16 protein-coding genes and 1 tRNA gene are annotated in these 18,357 nt (G+C 56.5%); 10 read left to right on the top strand and 7 right to left on the bottom strand.

All coding sequences use genetic code 11. From position 1 onward, the window contains the following. The coding region (locus AC1D2P_RS26135; protein ID WP_477811668.1) for an inositol monophosphatase family protein at positions 1–655 on the top strand (655 nt) is incomplete at its 5' end. Between the two features lie 252 nt (positions 656–907). On the opposite strand, the gene AC1D2P_RS26140 is transcribed toward AC1D2P_RS26135, so the two are convergent. The 6 genes from AC1D2P_RS26140 to queA all read right to left on the bottom strand — a co-directional run bounded on the left by AC1D2P_RS26140 (position 908) and on the right by queA (position 6,993). Beyond that, complete coding sequence (locus tag AC1D2P_RS26140) at positions 908–1,456, bottom strand: glycine zipper 2TM domain-containing protein (RefSeq protein ID WP_046026633.1); 549 nt, start codon at positions 1,454–1,456, stop codon at positions 908–910. Positions 1,457–1,577: 121 nt separating this feature from the next. Then, entirely contained in the window at positions 1,578–2,492 is a 915-nt protein-coding gene (gene secF, locus AC1D2P_RS26145) for a protein translocase subunit SecF (RefSeq protein ID WP_046026635.1), read from the bottom strand. A gap of 9 nt (positions 2,493–2,501) precedes the next feature. Further along, positions 2,502–4,370, bottom strand: coding sequence for a protein translocase subunit SecD (gene secD / locus AC1D2P_RS26150; protein ID WP_077431309.1), 1,869 nt, complete (start codon positions 4,368–4,370; stop codon positions 2,502–2,504). A gap of 64 nt (positions 4,371–4,434) precedes the next feature. Then, positions 4,435–4,770: a preprotein translocase subunit YajC gene (gene yajC, locus AC1D2P_RS26155; RefSeq protein WP_007982729.1), complete on the bottom strand. Its 336-nt coding sequence runs from the start codon at positions 4,768–4,770 to the stop codon at positions 4,435–4,437. A gap of 43 nt (positions 4,771–4,813) precedes the next feature. Further along, positions 4,814–5,929: a tRNA guanosine(34) transglycosylase Tgt gene (tgt, locus tag AC1D2P_RS26160; RefSeq protein ID WP_128870527.1), complete on the bottom strand. Its 1,116-nt coding sequence runs from the start codon at positions 5,927–5,929 to the stop codon at positions 4,814–4,816. A 14-nt stretch (positions 5,930–5,943) separates the two neighbouring features. Continuing rightward, positions 5,944–6,993: a tRNA preQ1(34) S-adenosylmethionine ribosyltransferase-isomerase QueA gene (gene queA, locus AC1D2P_RS26165; protein ID WP_077431307.1), complete on the bottom strand. Its 1,050-nt coding sequence runs from the start codon at positions 6,991–6,993 to the stop codon at positions 5,944–5,946. 107 nt (positions 6,994–7,100) lie between these two features. Here queA and AC1D2P_RS26170 point away from each other — a divergent pair. The 9 genes from AC1D2P_RS26170 (at position 7,101) to AC1D2P_RS26210 (ending at position 14,911) form a co-directional block, all read left to right on the top strand. Next, positions 7,101–7,185: transfer RNA gene (locus AC1D2P_RS26170), tRNA-Leu, on the top strand. A 165-nt stretch (positions 7,186–7,350) separates the two neighbouring features. Continuing rightward, positions 7,351–8,592, top strand: coding sequence for a tyrosine-type recombinase/integrase (locus AC1D2P_RS26175; protein WP_477757986.1), 1,242 nt, complete (start codon positions 7,351–7,353; stop codon positions 8,590–8,592). A gap of 542 nt (positions 8,593–9,134) precedes the next feature. Beyond that, on the top strand, positions 9,135–9,452 hold the full coding sequence (locus AC1D2P_RS26180; protein ID WP_477757985.1) for a helix-turn-helix transcriptional regulator: 318 nt from the start codon (positions 9,135–9,137) through the stop codon (positions 9,450–9,452). After that, complete coding sequence (locus AC1D2P_RS26185; protein WP_123368306.1) at positions 9,449–9,754, top strand: hypothetical protein; 306 nt, start codon at positions 9,449–9,451, stop codon at positions 9,752–9,754. The genes AC1D2P_RS26180 and AC1D2P_RS26185 overlap by 4 nt, the downstream gene beginning before the upstream one ends. A 531-nt stretch (positions 9,755–10,285) precedes the next feature. Then, positions 10,286–10,576, top strand: coding sequence for a hypothetical protein (locus AC1D2P_RS26190; protein WP_477757984.1), 291 nt, complete (start codon positions 10,286–10,288; stop codon positions 10,574–10,576). Continuing rightward, positions 10,573–10,860: a DUF3077 domain-containing protein gene (locus AC1D2P_RS26195; RefSeq protein ID WP_477757983.1), complete on the top strand. Its 288-nt coding sequence runs from the start codon at positions 10,573–10,575 to the stop codon at positions 10,858–10,860. Before AC1D2P_RS26190 ends, AC1D2P_RS26195 begins: the two co-directional genes overlap by 4 nt. Next, a complete protein-coding gene (locus tag AC1D2P_RS26200; RefSeq protein ID WP_477757982.1) occupies positions 10,850–13,732 on the top strand; it encodes a DUF927 domain-containing protein in 2,883 nt (960 codons plus the stop codon). The genes AC1D2P_RS26195 and AC1D2P_RS26200 overlap by 11 nt, the downstream gene beginning before the upstream one ends. 86 nt (positions 13,733–13,818) lie before the next feature. Continuing rightward, positions 13,819–14,661, top strand: a complete 843-nt coding sequence (locus AC1D2P_RS26205; protein ID WP_477757981.1) for a chromosome segregation protein SMC — start codon at positions 13,819–13,821, stop codon at positions 14,659–14,661. A gap of 64 nt (positions 14,662–14,725) precedes the next feature. Then, positions 14,726–14,911 carry a hypothetical protein gene (locus AC1D2P_RS26210; protein WP_477757980.1) on the top strand — a complete coding sequence of 62 codons (186 nt, stop codon included), beginning with the start codon at positions 14,726–14,728 and terminating at the stop codon, positions 14,909–14,911. A 190-nt stretch (positions 14,912–15,101) separates the two neighbouring features. Here AC1D2P_RS26210 and AC1D2P_RS26215 read toward each other — a convergent pair whose 3' ends face one another. Continuing rightward, positions 15,102–18,356, bottom strand: coding sequence for a VPA1262 family protein (locus tag AC1D2P_RS26215; RefSeq protein ID WP_477811669.1), 3,255 nt, complete (start codon positions 18,354–18,356; stop codon positions 15,102–15,104). Position 18,357: the final 1 nt, after the last annotated feature.

Here is an 18,357-nt window from a genome sequence, read left to right on the forward strand (position 1 = left end):
GCGCAAGGCCTACCCAAACCACTCGATCCTGGGTGAAGAAACCGGCATGCACGCCGGCAACGGCATCGAAGGCGAAGAATACCTGTGGATCATCGATCCGCTGGACGGCACCACCAACTTCCTGCGCGGCATTCCTCACTTCGCTGTCAGCATCGCCTGCAAATACCGCGGTCGCCTGGAACACGCTGTTGTTCTGGACCCGGTTCGCCAGGAAGAATTCACCGCCAGCCGTGGTCGCGGCGCTCAACTGAACGGTCGTCGCCTGCGCGTCAGCGGCCGCACCAGCCTGGAAGGCGCCCTTCTGGGTACCGGCTTCCCGTTCCGTGACGACCAGATGGACAACCTCGAGAACTACCTGGGCATGTTCCGCGCCCTGGTTGGCCAGACCGCTGGCATCCGTCGCGCTGGTTCGGCAAGCCTGGACCTGGCCTACGTGGCTGCCGGTCGTTTCGACGCGTTCTGGGAGTCGGGCCTGTCCGAGTGGGACATGGCTGCAGGTGCCCTGCTGATTCAAGAAGCTGGCGGCTTGATCAGCGACTTCACCGGCGGTCACGAATTCCTTGAAAAAGGCCACGTCGTTGCCGGTAACACCAAGTGCTTCAAAGCAGTACTGACGGCCATCCAGCCGCACCTGCCAGCCTCGCTGAAGCGCTAAGCTTCCAGCGACAAAAAAGCACCCTTCGGGGTGCTTTTTTTATGCCTGCGATTTGTGCATTCCCCTCACCCCCTGTAGGAGCCGGGCTTGCCCGCGATGGCGGTGTGTCAATCACCATGAATGGTGCAGGTGAAATCGCTATCGCGGGCAAGCCCGGCTCTTACAGGTTTACAGGTGTTCCCGCCGTCGTATTCCGGGCACAAAAAAAAGCACCCCGAAGGGTGCTTCTTTTCCAATCTGTAACCTGAGTATTCAGCGATTCTCTTCGTTCTGCGACAGGATCAGCTTACCTTCCTTGTCGACCGGAATCTGGTTACCCGGATCACGATCCATCCGCACCTTGCCTTCCTTGCCATCCAGCGAATACCGAACATCGTAGCCAACGACCTTGTCGCTGATGTCATTCACGGTGTTACAGCGAGTTTGAGTCGTGGTGTAGGTATCACGCTCTTGCATGCCTTCCTGAACCTTGTTGCCCGCATAACCACCGCCGACAGCGCCTGCGACCGTAGCAATCTTCTTGCCGGTGCCGCCGCCGATCTGGTTACCCAACAGACCGCCCGCCAACGCACCCACTACGGTACCGGCGATCTGATGCTGATCCTTGACCGGCGCTTGCCGAGTCACTGCGACATCCTTGCAGACTTCACGTGGCGTCTTGATCTGAGTCTTGACCGGCTCAACGGCGAGTACTTGCGCAAACTCAGGGCCGCTTTTAACCAAGCTGTAGGTGGCAACAGCACCCCCGGCAGTCACACCGACAGCACCCAATACCGCACCAACCAGCATCGACTTGTTCACATGAACCTCCTGACCATCACATGCGGGACAAACCCGCGCTTCTCCCAGCCTTGGAGCACAAAAAAAGGCGCGAGTTCAACTCGCGCCTTTTTGGGCTAACTACCGGAAAAAGCGATGGCCGTTATGGGCGGTCGTCGACTTCCTTCTCGGTATTGGCCGGTGGAATCAGGTCTTCAGTGCTCAGGTTCAGCCAGATCAGCACCACGTTCGCGATGTAGATCGACGAGTAAGTACCCGCCAGAACACCGACGAACAGCGCAATGGAGAAGCCGAACAGGTTGTCACCGCCGAAGAACAGCAGGGCCGCAATCGCCAGCAACGTGGAGATCGAAGTCGCCATGGTCCGCAGCAGGGTTTGCGTGGTCGAGATGTTGATGTTCTCGATCAGACTGGCCTTGCGCAGTACCCGGAAGTTCTCACGAACCCGGTCGAATACCACGATGGTGTCGTTGAGCGAGTAACCAATGATCGCCAGTACCGCCGCCAGCACCGTCAGGTCGAAGGTGATCTGGAAGAACGAAAGGATACCGATGGTCACGATCACGTCGTGGATCAACGAAACAATCGCACCGACCGCAAACTTCCACTGAAAGCGGAACGCCAGGTAGATCAGGATGCCGCCCAGCGCCATCAGCATGCCGAGGCCGCCCTGGTCGCGCAGCTCTTCACCTACTTGCGGACCAACGAACTCGACGCGTTTGACCGTCGCCGGGTTGTCGCCGCCGACTTTCAGCAGCGCTTCTGCCACCTGGTGACCCAGTTGCGGATCTTCACCCGGCATACGCACCAGCAAGTCGGTAGTTGCACCGAAGCTTTGCACGATGGCTTCGTGATAACCCGATGTCACCAGTTGCTCACGCACCTTGGTGACGTCAGCTGGACGCTCGTAGGTCAGCTCAATGAGCGTACCGCCGGTGAAGTCCAGGCCCCAGTTCATGCCCTTATGGAAGACACTGAAAATGGCCAGCGCCGTAAGGAACAATGTGACGCCGAACGCAAAGTTGCGAACGCCCATGAAGTTGATTGTACGTAACATGGCAGCCCCTTAAATCCACAACTTCTTGAAGTCACGACCGCCGAAGATCAGGTTGACCATCGCGCGGGTCACCATGATGGCCGTGAACATCGAGGTAAAGATCCCGAGGGACATGGTCACTGCGAAACCTTTGACCGGGCCTGTGCCCATCGCAAAGAGAATCCCGCCGACCAACAAGGTTGTCAGGTTGGCGTCGAGAATCGCGGTGAATGCCCGGCCGAAGCCTTCGTTGATTGCCCGTTGTACGGTCATGCCCGCCGCGATCTCTTCACGTATCCGCGAGAAGATCAGTACGTTGGCGTCGACCGCCATACCCATGGTCAATACGATACCGGCGATACCCGGCAGGGTCAGCGTTGCACCCAGCAGCGACATCAAGGCCAGCAGCAGCACCATGTTCACCGCCAGAGCGACGGTGGCGATGAGGCCAAAGAAGCGGTAGATGACCATGATGAACAGCGAGACAAACAGCATGCCCCACAGCGATGCATCAATACCTTTGGTAATGTTGTCGGCACCCAGGCTTGGACCAATGGTGCGCTCTTCAGCGAAGTACATCGGTGCAGCCAGACCACCGGCACGCAGCAGCAGCGCCAGTTCGGAAGACTCGCCCTGGCCGTTCAGGCCAGTGATGCGGAACTGAGCACCCAGCGGCGACTGGATGGTCGCCAGGCTGATGATCTTCTTCTCTTCCTTGAACGTCTGGACTGGCACGTCTTTCTCGACGCCGTTAACCATTTGCTTGACGTAAGTGGTCACCGGACGCTGTTCGATGAAGATCACCGCCATGCTGCGACCGACGTTGCTGCGAGTCGCACGACTCATCAGCTCGCCACCGTGACCATCCAGACGGATGTTCACTTCTGGCGTGCCGTGCTCGCCGAAGCCAGCCTTGGCGTCAGTCACCTGGTCACCAGTGATGATCAGGCCACGCTCGATCTGTGCCGGCGGACGCTTGCCTTCACGGAACTCGAAGGTTTCGGAGGTAGCTTTCGAAGCACCCGGCTCAGCAGCCAGACGGAACTCAAGGTTGGCCGTCTTGCCGAGGATACGCTTGGCTTCTGCGGTGTCCTGGACGCCCGGCAGCTCAACCACGATGCGGTTGGCGCCCTGACGCTGGACGATCGGTTCGGCAACACCCAGCTCGTTGACGCGGTTACGTACCGTGGTCAAGTTCTGCTTGATGGAGTATTCGCGGATTTCCGCCAGCTTGGCTGGGGTCATCGCCAGACGCAGCACCGGTTGACCATTCAGGTCGGCCGGAACAATGTCGAAATCGTTGAAGTTCTTGCGGACCAGCGCACGGGCCTCTTCGCGGGTTGCTTCATCAGTGAAGCCCAGCTGAATGGCACCGTTGAGTTGCGGCAGGCTGCGATAGCGCAGTTTTTCTTTACGCAACAGGCTCTTGACGTCGCCTTCGTACACTTTCAAACGTGCGTCGATTGCTTTGTCCATGTCCACTTCCAGCAGGAAGTGCACACCACCGGACAAGTCCAGACCCAGCTTCATCGGGTGCGCGCCCAGGCTGCGCAACCATTGCGGCGTGGTTTGTGCCAGGTTCAGTGCAACGACGTAGTCATCACCCAACGCCTTGCGCACGACGTCTTTGGCAGGCAACTGATCTTCAGCCTTGGTCAGGCGAATCAGACCACCCTTGCCGTTCGCCGCCAGCGTGGCAGCCTTGACGTTGATCCCGGATTCCTTGAGCGCAGTGCTCACACGATCCAGATCAGCCTGATTGACGAGCAGCGCAGTACTTGCACCGCTGACCTGAATGGCCGGGTCATCAGGATATAGATTGGGAGCGGAATAAATCAGACCGACCGCCAGCACCGCCAGGATCAGAATGTATTTCCACAGAGGATATTTGTTCAGCATCACGCCGCCCGTTTATGACGCGGGGCGCCTTGCGCGCCCCGTCGATTGAATATGAAGTTGAAACTTAGATCGCTTTCAGCGTGCCTTTTGGCAGCGTCGCGGCAATAGCGCCCTTCTGGAACTTCATTTCGACAGTGTCGGAAACTTCCAGAACAACGAAATCGTCTGCAACTTTAGTGATCTTGCCGGCGATACCGCCAGTGGTCACAACTTCGTCGCCTTTTTGCAGGCTGCTCAGCAGGTTCTTTTGTTCTTTGGCGCGCTTGGCCTGTGGACGCCAGATCATCAGGTAGAAGATGACCAGGAAACCGACCAGGAAAATCCACTCAAAACCGCCACCCATAGGGCCCGCAGCAGGTGCAGCGGCGTCAGCCATGGCATTAGAGATAAAAAAGCTCATTTAGCACTCCAGTTGCAAATGTTGAATCTTGGGGTCAGAAAACTCAGTCCAAAGGCGGAACAGGTAACCCGCGTTTGGCGTAGAAGGCATCGACAAAGGCGGCCAATGTACCCTGTTGAATAGCCTCGCGCAAACCAGCCATAAGCACTTGATAATGACGCAAGTTATGGATGGTATTGAGCATGCTCCCCAGCATTTCGCCGCACTTGTCCAGGTGATGCAGATAAGCACGGGAGAAGTTCTGGCAGGTATAGCAATCGCAGGTCGGATCGAGCGGCGAATCATCATGGCGATGGAACGCGTTACGGATCTTCAGCACGCCGGTATCAATGAACAGATGCCCATTGCGGGCATTACGGGTTGGCATCACGCAATCGAACATGTCCACACCGCGGCGCACACCCTCAACCAGATCTTCCGGTTTGCCAACGCCCATAAGGTAACGAGGTTTGTCAGCCGGCATCTGACCCGGCAGGTAATCCAGCACCTTGATCATTTCGTGCTTGGGCTCGCCCACCGATAGACCGCCAATGGCCAGGCCATCAAAGCCGATCTGGTCGAGGCCTTCCAGGGAGCGCATGCGCAGGTCCTGGTGCATGCCGCCCTGAACGATGCCGAACAGCGCCGCCGTGTTGTCGCCATGGGCTTCTTTCGAGCGCTTGGCCCAACGCAACGACAGCTCCATCGACACGCGAGCGACGTCTTCGTCAGCCGGGTACGGGGTGCATTCGTCGAAGATCATCACGATGTCCGAGCCCAGGTCACGCTGAACCTGCATCGACTCTTCCGGGCCCATGAACACCTTGGCGCCGTCGACCGGGGAAGCGAAAGTCACGCCCTCCTCTTTGATCTTGCGCATGGCGCCCAGGCTGAACACTTGGAAACCACCGGAGTCGGTCAGGATCGGGCCTTTCCACTGCATGAAATCGTGCAGGTCGCCGTGCTTCTTGATCACTTCGGTGCCAGGACGCAGCCACAAGTGGAAGGTGTTGCCCAGAATGATTTCCGCGCCGGTGGCGGTGATATCCCGCGGCAACATGCCCTTGACGGTGCCGTAGGTGCCCACTGGCATGAAGGCCGGGGTTTCTACGGTACCGCGTGGAAAGGTCAAACGACCGCGACGAGCCTTGCCGTCAGTAGCAAGCAACTCAAACGACATACGACTTTGGCGACTCATTCTTTGTCCTCAGGGCCACGTGGTGCGGGATTACGGGTGATAAACATCGCATCACCGTAGCTGAAAAAGCGGTATCCATGCTCGACGGCCGCTTTATAAGCAGCCATGGCTTCGGGATAACCGGCGAACGCCGAAACCAGCATCAAGAGCGTGGATTCGGGCAAATGGAAGTTGGTGACCAAGGCATCGACCACATGAAACGGTCGGCCTGGGTAGATAAAGATATCGGTGTCGCCACTGAACGGCTTGAGCACGCCATCGCGCGCAGCACTTTCCAGCGAACGCACGCTGGTGGTCCCCACGGCCACCACGCGACCACCGCGAGCGCGGCAAGCGGCAACCGCATCCACCACGTCCTGGCCGACTTCCAGCCATTCGCTGTGCATGTGGTGGTCTTCGATCTTCTCGACGCGTACTGGCTGGAACGTACCGGCACCGACGTGCAGCGTCACGAACGCGGTCTCGATGCCCTTGGCGGCAATCGCCTCCATCAGCGGCTGATCGAAATGCAGCCCCGCCGTCGGCGCCGCCACCGCGCCCAGGCGCTCGGCGTAGACAGTCTGATAACGCTCGCGGTCCGAGCCTTCATCCGGGCGGTCTATATAAGGCGGCAACGGCATGTGCCCGACGCGATCGAGCAGCGGCAATACCTCTTCGGCGAACCCCAACTCGAACAACGCATCGTGACGCGCGAGCATTTCCGCTTCGCCACCACCATCGATCAGGATCTTCGACCCCGGCTTCGGCGACTTGCTGGAACGCACATGCGCCAGCACGCGATGACTGTCGAGCACGCGCTCGACCAGGATTTCCAGCTTGCCGCCGGAAGCCTTCTGGCCAAACAGCCGCGCCGGAATCACCCGGGTATTGTTGAACACCATCAAATCGCCCGGGCGCAAATGCTCGAGCAAATCGGTGAATTGACGGTGTGCCAGGGCGCCGCTGACCCCATCAAGGGTCAACAGGCGACTGTTGCGACGCTCGGCCAAAGGGTGGCGGGCGATCAGCGAATCTGGGAGTTCGAAAGTAAAGTCAGCAACGCGCATGATGGGGTTCGTCTAGCAGGGGCCGGAAGTCTAGCCGAAATAGTGAAAATTCTCTATGTACCTGATTGACCGACGGTAATCTCATCTCTATACTTCGCCGCCATTGAGCCCTGATGGCGGAATTGGTAGACGCGGCGGATTCAAAATCCGTTTTCGAAAGGAGTGGGAGTTCGAGTCTCCCTCGGGGCACCATATAGCAGTATCTGAAAGTCTCTACCAGACTCTCAGACCCAAAGAAACCGGCCACTTAGGCCGGTTTTTTTGTGTCTGGCTATCTACCTCTGTATCCCCTTATCCGTTGTATCCCTGTATCCCTGCTTGTATCCTGAGAAAACTACCGAACTTTGGGATACAAGGATGAAGCGCGCAGACATCAAGCGCCGCCCTCTCGCAGATACAACTCTTGCGGGACTGGAACCGGAATCAAAGGAATACCGGGAGCTGGACGGAAACGGCCTCTACTTCAGGGTCAAACCTGATGGTGGTAAATCTTGGCAGCTCCGCTACAAACGTCCGGCGGGCAATTGGGCTTGGATGGGGCTAGGGGGTTACCCGGAAGTAAGTGGTGCATTGGCACGAGACAAAGCTGCCGATCTACGCAAAGTAGTGAGTAGCGGTGCCGACCCCCTTGAGCAAAAACGATCCGCGAAAGCTGCTATCGATGCTGCCAAAACCCGAACCTTTCGAGCTGCCGCTGATGCTTGGCTCAAAGCGAAAGAGGAAAAGGGTCTAGCATCCTCCACCCTCAACAAAATCCGCACCTACCTCGACAAGGACATACTCCCGGCACTGGGAGACAAGCCTCTAGACGACATCACACGCACCGATTGCGCAAAGCTTCAGGCATCCATCGAAGCCCGGGACGCACACAACGTGGCTGAAAAGTGTCGCACCTGGATAAATCAAATCTTCGGGCGGGCCATCGGATTAGGTCTGACTGAAAACGATCCAGGTAGCCGCCTTCGCGACATTGCAGCCCAAGCCCCTAAGACTCAGCAGCATCCACATTTGCTAGAGCCTGAACTGGGTGAATTTCTCAAGGCGCTCAAAAATACACCGGCCAGATTGACTGCTCGTACTGCTGCTTGGCTATGCGTATGGACAGCATCGCGACCGGGCATGGTCCGCTTGGCTGAATGGAAGGAGTTTGACCTGGATAAAGCCATTTGGACCACGCCTGCCGCCAAGATGAAGATGCGTCGAGATTTTGTCTGCCCCCTTCCCAACCAAGCAGTTACAGCGCTGAAGGAGCTGCATTGCTTAACCGGGCGAAGTCGCTGGCTCTGCCCCGGCGTCGGAGCCAAAAATCCAACCATTAGCGAAAACACGATCAATAAAGTCTTCGCCACCATTGGCTATAAAGGCCGCCTAGTTGGACACGGTACTCGGCACACCGCGAGTACTCTGCTTCGAGAACATGGTTGGCCGAAAGAACATGTTGAAGCGCAGCTTGCTCACAAAGAGGAAGGTATTTCGGGGGTATACAACAAAGCTCAATACCTTGAGCAACGCGTAAAGATGATGCAATGGTATGCAGATCACCTTGATGCGCTAGCCGCAGGAAATGTGGTGCAAAGGCAGTTTGGAAAAGCAGTCTGACAATCAGGTCGCCCCCGCCCCCAAAAAATCAGTGTAACGCGTGTTACAGGTGTAACGATTAAATCTAACCTACTGATATTATTGATTTTTTCAATCGTAACACTTAATGATGGGTGAGCGTACACGAGGTGTAACTCGGCTATGACGTGTAACAGCCGTAGGCACCTCAGCTTCGCACCCGCCTAGCTCGATGAGTGCCCTCACGCCTGCCGGCCAGACATCGCTTGCGAATACTTAACTGACATACTTCGCTGGTTGAACACTAAAATCTAGGGCGCGGGATCGCGGGTGAGTGAGTGAGTGAGTGAGTGAGTGAGTGAGTGAGTGAGTGTCAAAATGCACTCCGAATGAATAATTCACCACCCTGAGCGACATTCGCTATCACAGTGAAAAAATGGCCGGAAGCAATTACTGTACTGCTGCGTTCACCCTGTGTTGTACCTGTATTGACTACACATTGACCGGTCTAGAGACAAAGTAGTTTCCTTCGTCTAGATAAGTGTATAGATAGATACCCCTGTATCCATAACCAGGGGTTTTCTATGACACACCAGACCTTCAAATCAGCAAATTCTTTCGAAACTCACTCGCCCCAAGCCGCCGATATAAACGCCAGGCGAGCCAGTCACCCTGCCGCTGACCCTTCAGCAATTTTGATTCGCATGCCGGAATTAATCGCCATCGTTGGACTAGCACGTCCAACGATTTACAAACTGATGCGGCAAGCGGATAGCGAATTCCCACTTCCAGTAAAACTAAGCGGCAGTAAAGCTCGCGGAGCGCCTGTCGCATGGGTTCTTGATGAAGTCCAAAGTTGGGTTCGAGCTCGCATTTCGGCAAGAAACAAGGTGGCGGCATGAGAAGACCACCTCCTTCGCTCTCAAAACTCAGGTCATTTCAGACATTGCACGAAGTTGGATTCTCCAAAACACGTATCCAACGTTTTGAGCGATTGCGCAGAAAACACGAGCAAAGCGGACGGACTCTAGGCGTATTGAGCTGGCCGGATGGCGTTTGGTGCCTGCTGATCATGCATGCGGACAAGTTGGGTGTTGTCGTCCTGGATAAAGCCCAGGCAACAGATGCCTATCACGATGCTCGCCAGATGATTCGCGATGGCTATTCCCCCGTACTCACCTTGCGCCACGAGCGCGATGCTTGAAATGAAAACGCCCCCGGGAGCGATCCGGAGGCGTTGAGGTAAATCCACATGCCCGAGCAATTTATGCCGCACCTGAAAAATCCGCAAGTCATCAGTGCAGTTGCACTTTCGAAATACGGACGTTACTCTCTGGCCGTCGCTGCAAAATCAGCGACCGGGTTTGACGGCCCGAGTACATGCAGGCGCACAGGCGCCCCCATATCGATTGCAGGCGCTTTTTTTGTGCCCGCATTCCCGCTTTATGGTAGCTGTGCGTGGGAGACCTTCGGGTCTGCCGGGGTCCTGTATGCCCGGTCCGTCAACCTGCGCACAGCTGCCACCCCAATTCGTTTGACGGCGAACGGTGGCAGCTCCTCACATACAGGAGCTTCACCCCATGCACGCCCTCAATCCGTCCAAAATTCGCGCCTCTACCCATCGTGCAATGGCTCTCGCCGCTTTACACGCCAATTCCAGCCTCGCAACACGTCTCGCCCGATACAACGCCCATATGGCCAAAGCCCGCGCTCTCGAAGCCGCAGGCGGTGCCCAATGAACCACGCCCTGAGCTTCTCCCTACCCGAAGATCTGCTCGACGTCAGCAACGATATTGAAGCCGGCGTTCCTATCGACGCGATCACCTGCGCCATTGCCCGCGCCGACTCGGTGCTGACGTTGCTTGAAGATCACTTCGAAAGCGAAAGCGACAGACCGCGTCTGGCCAATCACGTATTGGCGGCCGTTATTTGGGACGTGCGCGGCACCCTGGGCTTGATCAAAACCCTGACCCTGCACGGCGATGCAACTTCGATTCCTCGTGCTAAAAACGGGGGTGCGCAATGAACCTTCAGACGAACGTCACCACCCAAGGCTCAACCACGTTCACTCAGTGCGGCGACTCCACCCAAATGCTGTTCCGTCTCAGTGCCAATGTGCCTTTGACCGACGCGCTTGAACACGCCTCAAATCTGCTGAGTTGCGCGACTCGCATGTCGCTCCTGGCCACACACGGAGACGGCGCAGAAGACTGCGCGATGGCTGCTCACTACCTCAGCGAAATGAGTAAGGCGGTCATTGACGATGTGACCATAGCCCTCCTGAAGTCGGAGGCTGGCCATGTCCAATAAGACGCAACGCCCCAGCTTCGCGGACGTGAAAGCGACTTCCCTGAAAGAGATCTCCCGGGTACTTGCTCATTGGCTGCCCAACGGTAAACGCGTGGACGGCGGCAAGGAATACACAGCTCCTAATCCTACCCGCACCGACAAGCGCGCAGGCTCCCTCAAGGTCAACTTGAGCAAAGGCACTTGGGCGGATTTTGCCACCGGAGACAAAGGCGGTGACCTGATTGATCTGGTGCGTTATTTGGAGGGCGGCACCGACGTCGAAGCCTGCAACACGCTGGCGGAGCGGCTCCACATTACCGCCGGGACAGCTCCATCAAAGCCGAGCCCCAGCAAAAGCAAAACACCGGAATGGCTGGCCATACAGCCGATCCCGGCCGAGGCCATGAACAAGTGCCCGGCCAGACACCGGCAACACGGTGCGCCGTCGAAAGTCTGGATTTACCGTGACACTCAGGGCCAGCCAGTCATGGCGCTCTACCGCTTCGACTTGGGCCCGGATGAAGACGGCAAACCGCGCAAGGTGTTTGCCCCTTTGACCTGGTGCCAACGGGCCGAAGGTCAAACGCAGCAATGGCGTTGGCAAGGCTTGCCGGAGCCGCGTCCTCTGCTGCGCCTGGATGAATTGGTGCAACGCGCCGAGGCTCCGGTCATGCTGTGCGAAGGCGAAAAGGCCGCCGACGCCGCAGCGGAGCTGCTGCCCCACTACGTGGCCACGTGCTGGCCGAATGGCTCGAACTCCTGGCACAAGGCCGACCTGACACCGCTCAAAGGTCGGTCCGTGGTGTTGTGGCCAGACAACGACGCCAGTGGCAAAAGCTGCATGGACGCAATCGCTAAACAACTGCTACAGATCGGTGCCGCGTCAGTGCGCGTGATCGCCCTGGACGTCTTCAAACGCAAGCCCACGCTCACGAATGACCAACCGACGTTCGCCAAGGGTGGCCAATGGGAAGACGGTGACGACGCGGCCGATGCCCAAGCCAAAGGCTGGACGGCGGCGCACGTCGCCGAGTTGGAACGCAGCGGCGAACTGTTCGGTGTTGATCCAGAAAAAGCACCGGCCGAACCACTCGAAGTTAAAACCAAACCAACGACCAAGCGTGCTGCGAAACCCAAAAACGATCTGCTGCCCGGCGGCTTCCGTCTGACACCAGAAGGCGTGTTTTATTCCGGTGACGATGGCGAAGCCCGTCCGGTGTGTTCTCCACTGGAGATCCTGGCGCGCACCCGAGATGCGCAAGGTCATAACTGGGGTTTGCTGGTCGAGTTCGACGATCCGGACGGGGCGAAAAAGCGTTGGAACATTCCGGCACGGACCATGACCGGCGACTTCGGCAAGGACGTGCTGGGGCCACTGGTGGACATGGGTTTGCGTCTGGCCGGCAGTCGTTCCGGTCGCAACGCCCGCAACGACCTGCAGAGTTACCTCGGCGGCTTCGACAGCGCCCAGCGCGCACGCTTGGTCACCCGTTTGGGCTGGCATGACAGCGCCTTCTTGCTGCCCGAACAGCAGGTGGGCTTGCACACCGAACACCTGCACTTCTATGAGGCCGGCGCGCAGCTGCCTCCGATCAGCGAAGCTGGCACCCTGGAACAGTGGCAAGAGCAGATCGGCGCCTTGTGCATCGGCAATCACCGCTTGGCGTTTGTGGCCAGCGTGGCGTTTGCCGGTCCGCTACTGCACATGCTCGGCCATGAGTCGGGCGGCTTTCACCTCTACGGTGACAGCTCGGGCGGCAAGACCACCCACCTACAAGTGGCTGCCTCGATCTACGGCGGACCGCGTCTGGTGCGTTCCTGGCGATCGACGGATAACGCCTTGGAATCCATCGCCGCCGCGCATTCGGACGGGCTCCTGGTGCTGGATGAAATCGGCATGTGCGACCCACGCATCATTGGCGAAACGGTGTACATGCTCGGCAACGGCACCGGGAAGGCTCGCGCCAATGATCGAGGACAAGCAGGCCGACAGGTTCAGGAATGGCGCTTGCTGTTTCTCTCGACCGGCGAGAAGACATTGGCGCAGCACATGGCTGAAGCCAACAAGGAACTGAAAGCCGGCATGGAAGTGCGGATGCTCGCCGTGCCAGCAGACGCCAGCAAAGGCCTCGGTATGTTCGATGTTCTGAACGGCTTCGATGACGCCGCCGCCCTCTCCGATGCACTCAAGGCGCGGGTGGCCAAGTACTACGGCACACCGCTCACCACCTTCCTGTCAGCCCTCTGTGAGCCCGGCAAGCGGCATGGTTGGTCGGCGATCCTGCGCCATACCTTGGAGGGCTTTATCGCCAAGGCACTACCCGCCTCCGCCAGCGGTCAGGCGCATCGTGCGGCCGCTCGCTTTGGACTGGCCGCAGCAGCCGGCGAACTGGCCACCGCGATGGGGATTACGGGCTGGCCAGACGGAACGGCCACCACAGCAGCCCGGGTCTGCCTAGGCGCTTGGATGAATGAGCGCGGCGGCGCCGGTAACTTCGAAGGGGACGCAATCTTGGCGCGGTTGCGCCAGGTGATCGAGCGCTTCGGTGAAAGCCGCTTCACCCGCTGGGAGTCGGCGGCCGCGAAGATCGATGAGCACGGTCCACGCACCATTGACCGATTGGGCTTTCGTAAAACGCTGGAGCACGGCCTGGGTGATGCGTTGCACACCACCAACACCTACTACGTGTTGCCGGAGGCATGGCGCTCCGAGGTGTTCAAGGGCATGAACATCAATGCCGTGAACAAGGAGCTGATACGCCGTGGCGTCCTTGAGCCAGGTCCCAACGGCAAAGCCTCCTGCGCCGTCCGCTTACCCGGGATGGGCATACAGCGTTGCTACGTGGTGAAGACCGTGCCGGTAGCGGATGAGAGCGAGGCTCAGGCCGCCTGACGGCGGGCCTACTGACTGAGGTAGAGCCGGCTTAATCGGCCTCGCCAGCCACTGCGAACCCCAATTAAATCATCAGGACAAAACTCATGAACCGAATTGAACAACTGAAAGACGCACGCGCCAATAAAGTCATCGAAATGGAGGCGCTCAAAAAGGAAATACCACCTTTTGAGTCAGCGCTTCACAGCGAGGACGTCATTAACAACGGCCGAGAGAGCGCCGTCAGGCATGAAATCAGCAGTCGCCAAATCAAGATCGATTCGATCGATCATCAGATCTTCCAACTCGACCAAACGCTGGACCGCCTGGAGAAGCTGGCCAACCGAGAAAGCTTGATGGAAGGCTACATTACCGACATGGCGAACTGGATGGCGGATGAGCTGGAGCTTAACGATAAACGGCAAAGCCTGAGCACTCGCCTGGAGGAAATTCGTCAGCAAGCACAGGAAGAGATTACCAGCGCACGGCAGGCTGAAACTCAGGCGGCTACCGCTTACGCACAGGCCGTGGCGTGGGGCGACGTCGAGGGCGAAAAAGCAGCTAGCACCGACGCTCAGAAAGCCGCGAAAAACCTCACTACCGCCACCGAACAACATCGCCGCCAGCTCCTGATCATCACCGCCTTGGAGCAAGAGCTGGCCATCGTAGACCGACACATCAGCGAGGCTCAGGTAGAACACCAAAAAATTGAGGATACAGCCTTGCGGCTGGTCCACAACGCGCTGGAGGAAGCGTGGAATGAAGCCGCCCAAGCGCTGCTAGATGTGGGAGGCAAGCTGTACGCCGCAGCTCGGCTGATAGGCCGTGACCCGGTGTCCTTAATGAAGCTCGACATCCCGGAGCAAGGTGAAAACTTCGGCAGTTGGAGGTGGAGCGAACTGGCGGACCGTGGCCGCCAGCATCGCACGCGCGATCTGCTCTCGATGTAACTGCAGATTACCCCGAAACAGCCTGCAATCGCGGGCTGTTTAAATCACTCCAAGGATCGAAGTCATGAACACAGCGATAGAAAACAGCTCATCCCTAACCGAAACGCTTCAAGCGAGAAAAGCCCACCTGACCGCCCTACTCAAGATCGTGGATACCAAAACCGGAAAAAGCACAGCGATGCAGAAGCTCACCATCACTGCAATCAAGGCAGAAATGGGGCTCATTGAGCATAAGCTGATAAAACGGTGATTCGGATAAACGGAAGCTCACGAAAGCTTCCGTTGCATTCAGTTTCGGCAGGCAGCTCCAGGACAGAACCCTCCATATGAAGCGGAGCGCCTCACAACCCCGCTCCTCGGTGGCCCACTGTCGAGCCACCAAATGAGGCGAAGCCAATGAAGGAATCATTGACCTACCTTGTTGATCACCAGGGCCCAAATCAAATATTTCCAACCTCTTCAATAAACGCCGCAAGCGCCCCTCGCTGCACTCCGTTGTAACGCCATTCGTCCAATGTGCGAACCATTGCGACAGACCTCGATGGCTGGCACAAATCAACGAATTGAACCGGTAATTTTGTGGAGTCATCCATGTGATGCTCGACATGTCGGCAAAACGCGTAGATCCACATCGCGACTTCTAAGGAACAATCCCACTTGTTCCAGTTCATCGTGCTGGCCAACGGTTGTTGCACGTTCGTGCGTGCTTTCTTCAAAGTCTTTAGTAGAACATCGATTGCTTTGCCTTGGGTCTCGAAAGAACTTCTCGCAAGGAGAAACGCCGCGACTTCGGTAATACGTCCTTCGCGCGAACGGTCGAAGCTGACGGTCTTACCAAGCAACTTTTCGTCGAGGTACGAGTGCAACTCCTTCATCCATGTACTAGATAGTGCTTCCGGCGTTACTCGTTCTTCTTCCAGGAGCGGCACAATCACCTCGGCAAACAACCAAGGCTCAGACCATCCTAGCTCGCGCATGTGGCCTCGCAGGCTCTCAACAAGAAATTCAGCTTCGTTCTTGTCTAGCTTCGGTGGCAATGTGTAGTAGAGCGCTTGCCGAACAATATCCACTGACTCACCGTTCCCGTCCTCCCGAGCCAGACCGCTTAACAACCAACTCATCGTCCGAATGCTTGTCTGCCGATCAAACGATGCTAGACGAGCTACTACTTGCTTCGCCCCGTTACCATTCTTGGACGCATCTCTCAGACTGGCCAATCCCATCCATTTCAGAAGCCCGTTCGTGCTCCGCAACAAACTCTCCCTTTGCTTATTCGTAATCCCGAATGCGATTGCGAGAGAAACCTCCCCGACAATTTGACTCAATAGGGATAGCTTGATGGCATCTCGGTGGTGCTCTTCTTTATCGAGTGTGACCGCGCAGCGCTCCGACAAATTCACCAGCTTCTCTGGTGCGGCATTCCACAAGATCTTGATCGCGTAGACATCCGCCCATGTCAATGCTTGGTATTTAATTCGATGGCGGAAGTGTTCGTAGGAGTAAGATCCGCGAAGAAAACTTTCCAAATCTTGCTGAAACAAGTGCGGCTGAACCGACTCAAAAGAGGTATCGGGCGCTATGTCACTGATCCGCGAGAATGCGTTTTCAAGCGAGCCCTCTAGGAAGTCGAAGAACGCAACTTTCTGGTTGTCAGCAGCGCCCCACGGAGAATCTCCATGAGTTGTATGTGCGAGTATCTCAGCCACAATCTCCCACCGCTGTTGAGAAGCGTCTTCCATCGTGCTTAAGCCACTGACACACGCGTCCATACCTGGAGTCTTAGGAAATCGTAAAGATTCACCATCGAGTAGATCCAGCTCCGTCAGTCGAACACGCAATTCCTCGCCATGTAAGCCCCGAAGCGAATCGTCCCCGATCCAAGTCGAGAGAACCGAGCCCGTCATATCCCAGCTCAGGAAACTCAATCGCTCGCTCTGTTGTCGAACAGGCTGTTCCTGACGTTTAGAATCGAAAATTGGCTCTATGTACTCGCCATCCGCGCTCGACCCGATCGCAGCTCTCGATATCAATCGAGTCGCATATTTGAAGACCTCATGCAACGAATCCATAGGAATAGGAGTGATGAGTAACGGATGATCTTCGTTTGCCTTCTGAATTGAATTCGAAAGATTGAAACCTACAACTGGAAGGCCCCGCCGATCCGCAATGAGCATATAGCGATCATGCAAAGCACCCGGCTTGACTCCGAATATTTTGAGGTCAATCCGCTGTGCTAGCCCTTGAAGCTTCTTGCAGCTCGCCAGCAGGTTGTCGATACGGTTGGGATCAGGGTCAGCGCCGGTAAAAGATTTCTGACTTTGAGTTGATGGAGTCGTCGGCAGAACTGTGGTGAAGACCACATACTCCCCTTTGTCGGACGCATTGGGGAAAAATAGACCTATCCCAGCGTCTTCAAAGTAAGGGTCGAAGAAAATGATCTGATGGTCTCGGTGCTTCGCAAACTGCTGCTTGATCCACTCTACAAATTGTAGGCGCTCAGTGCCGTCGCCCTCGCTTAGTCGACCGAAGAAACGCGCCTCGGACTTTGGCGGATGTAAAACACTAAGTAATTCATTTATTTTTCGATTGACCACTACCCAGGGGGCTGCCTTTCTACCACCAATCACCGAGGCAAATCCGCCATGACCGCGATTACCTGTTTGCGCGGCTTTCACCCTGGGGGACCCTCGCAGCTTCTTCTTTAGTGCATTGTCCAACCAGCCCAACTTAACTTCTGCGTTCAAGCCTCCTAGGGCGTGTCCTGATATGGAGACTTCACGAATATAATGATTCTTCCAGGTGCAGCACAACGTGGCTGCAGAGGCTCCGTCCTTCACTCCATGTATTTCAATTTCCACCGAATCGGCAATATCCCAATAACCATCAGGCAATTCGATCGTACACTCGATAACATCCGTTGCTCCTTTATCGACCGACGCAATGGTCGAAAATATGCGTTGTGCATCGTTCATTATTTGGGCGTGGACGAAGAACTTCGAAAAGCTCGGCAGTTGCGTCAGATTTAGTTTGACCACAAGTGCTTTGCATCCATCTGCCCACGACACATCCAAGAGCTCTCTCTCATGGTCGTCTAGGGTCGGGAAAACAAGCAATTCCAAATCGCCAAATCGTGCCGCATCCTTGCTAGAGAAATCCAAACCGGTATCAGCGTTCATTCGTTTAACGAGGAAGCGCGCCATTTCTTGGTCTAGGCCTCGCGCAGTTGTGAGCAATTGCTCCTTGTCGATAGTGGTAATTGCAGCACTAAAAGCCGAAGCACTACCGTGAGGGCTTTGTGGACCAAGATGCTCATGCGCATCGCGATTCAATAGCAACGCCGCTGGCCTGCATACGTAGCTATCGCTCAAGCTGAAAGTCCCGATACGCCTCTCAAGCGAATCCGACAGCTTGAGATCAAGCGAGCTACTGATTTCCTTGATGTTGTTTCCTTTTGAAAGCTTGCCCAGCAGTTCACCTGCATGATCGCTATCAATGTAGAGAGTGGCGCGAATCACCTGAGCGCGCCAGTCACCAACAGCTTCAAACTTATCGTCGCTGGGCGCACTCCATACTCCTGAGGAAAAGCTATATGGTAGGAGACGACCGTAAACAAATCGGTTCTCCAGGCCATCGTCAGTTTGAATTTGCGCAATCCAACTTTGCAAAGCACACGCACGCCCGGGCGTGGAAAACAAC

The organism is Pseudomonas sp. P1_F1_2, assembly GCF_056405815.1.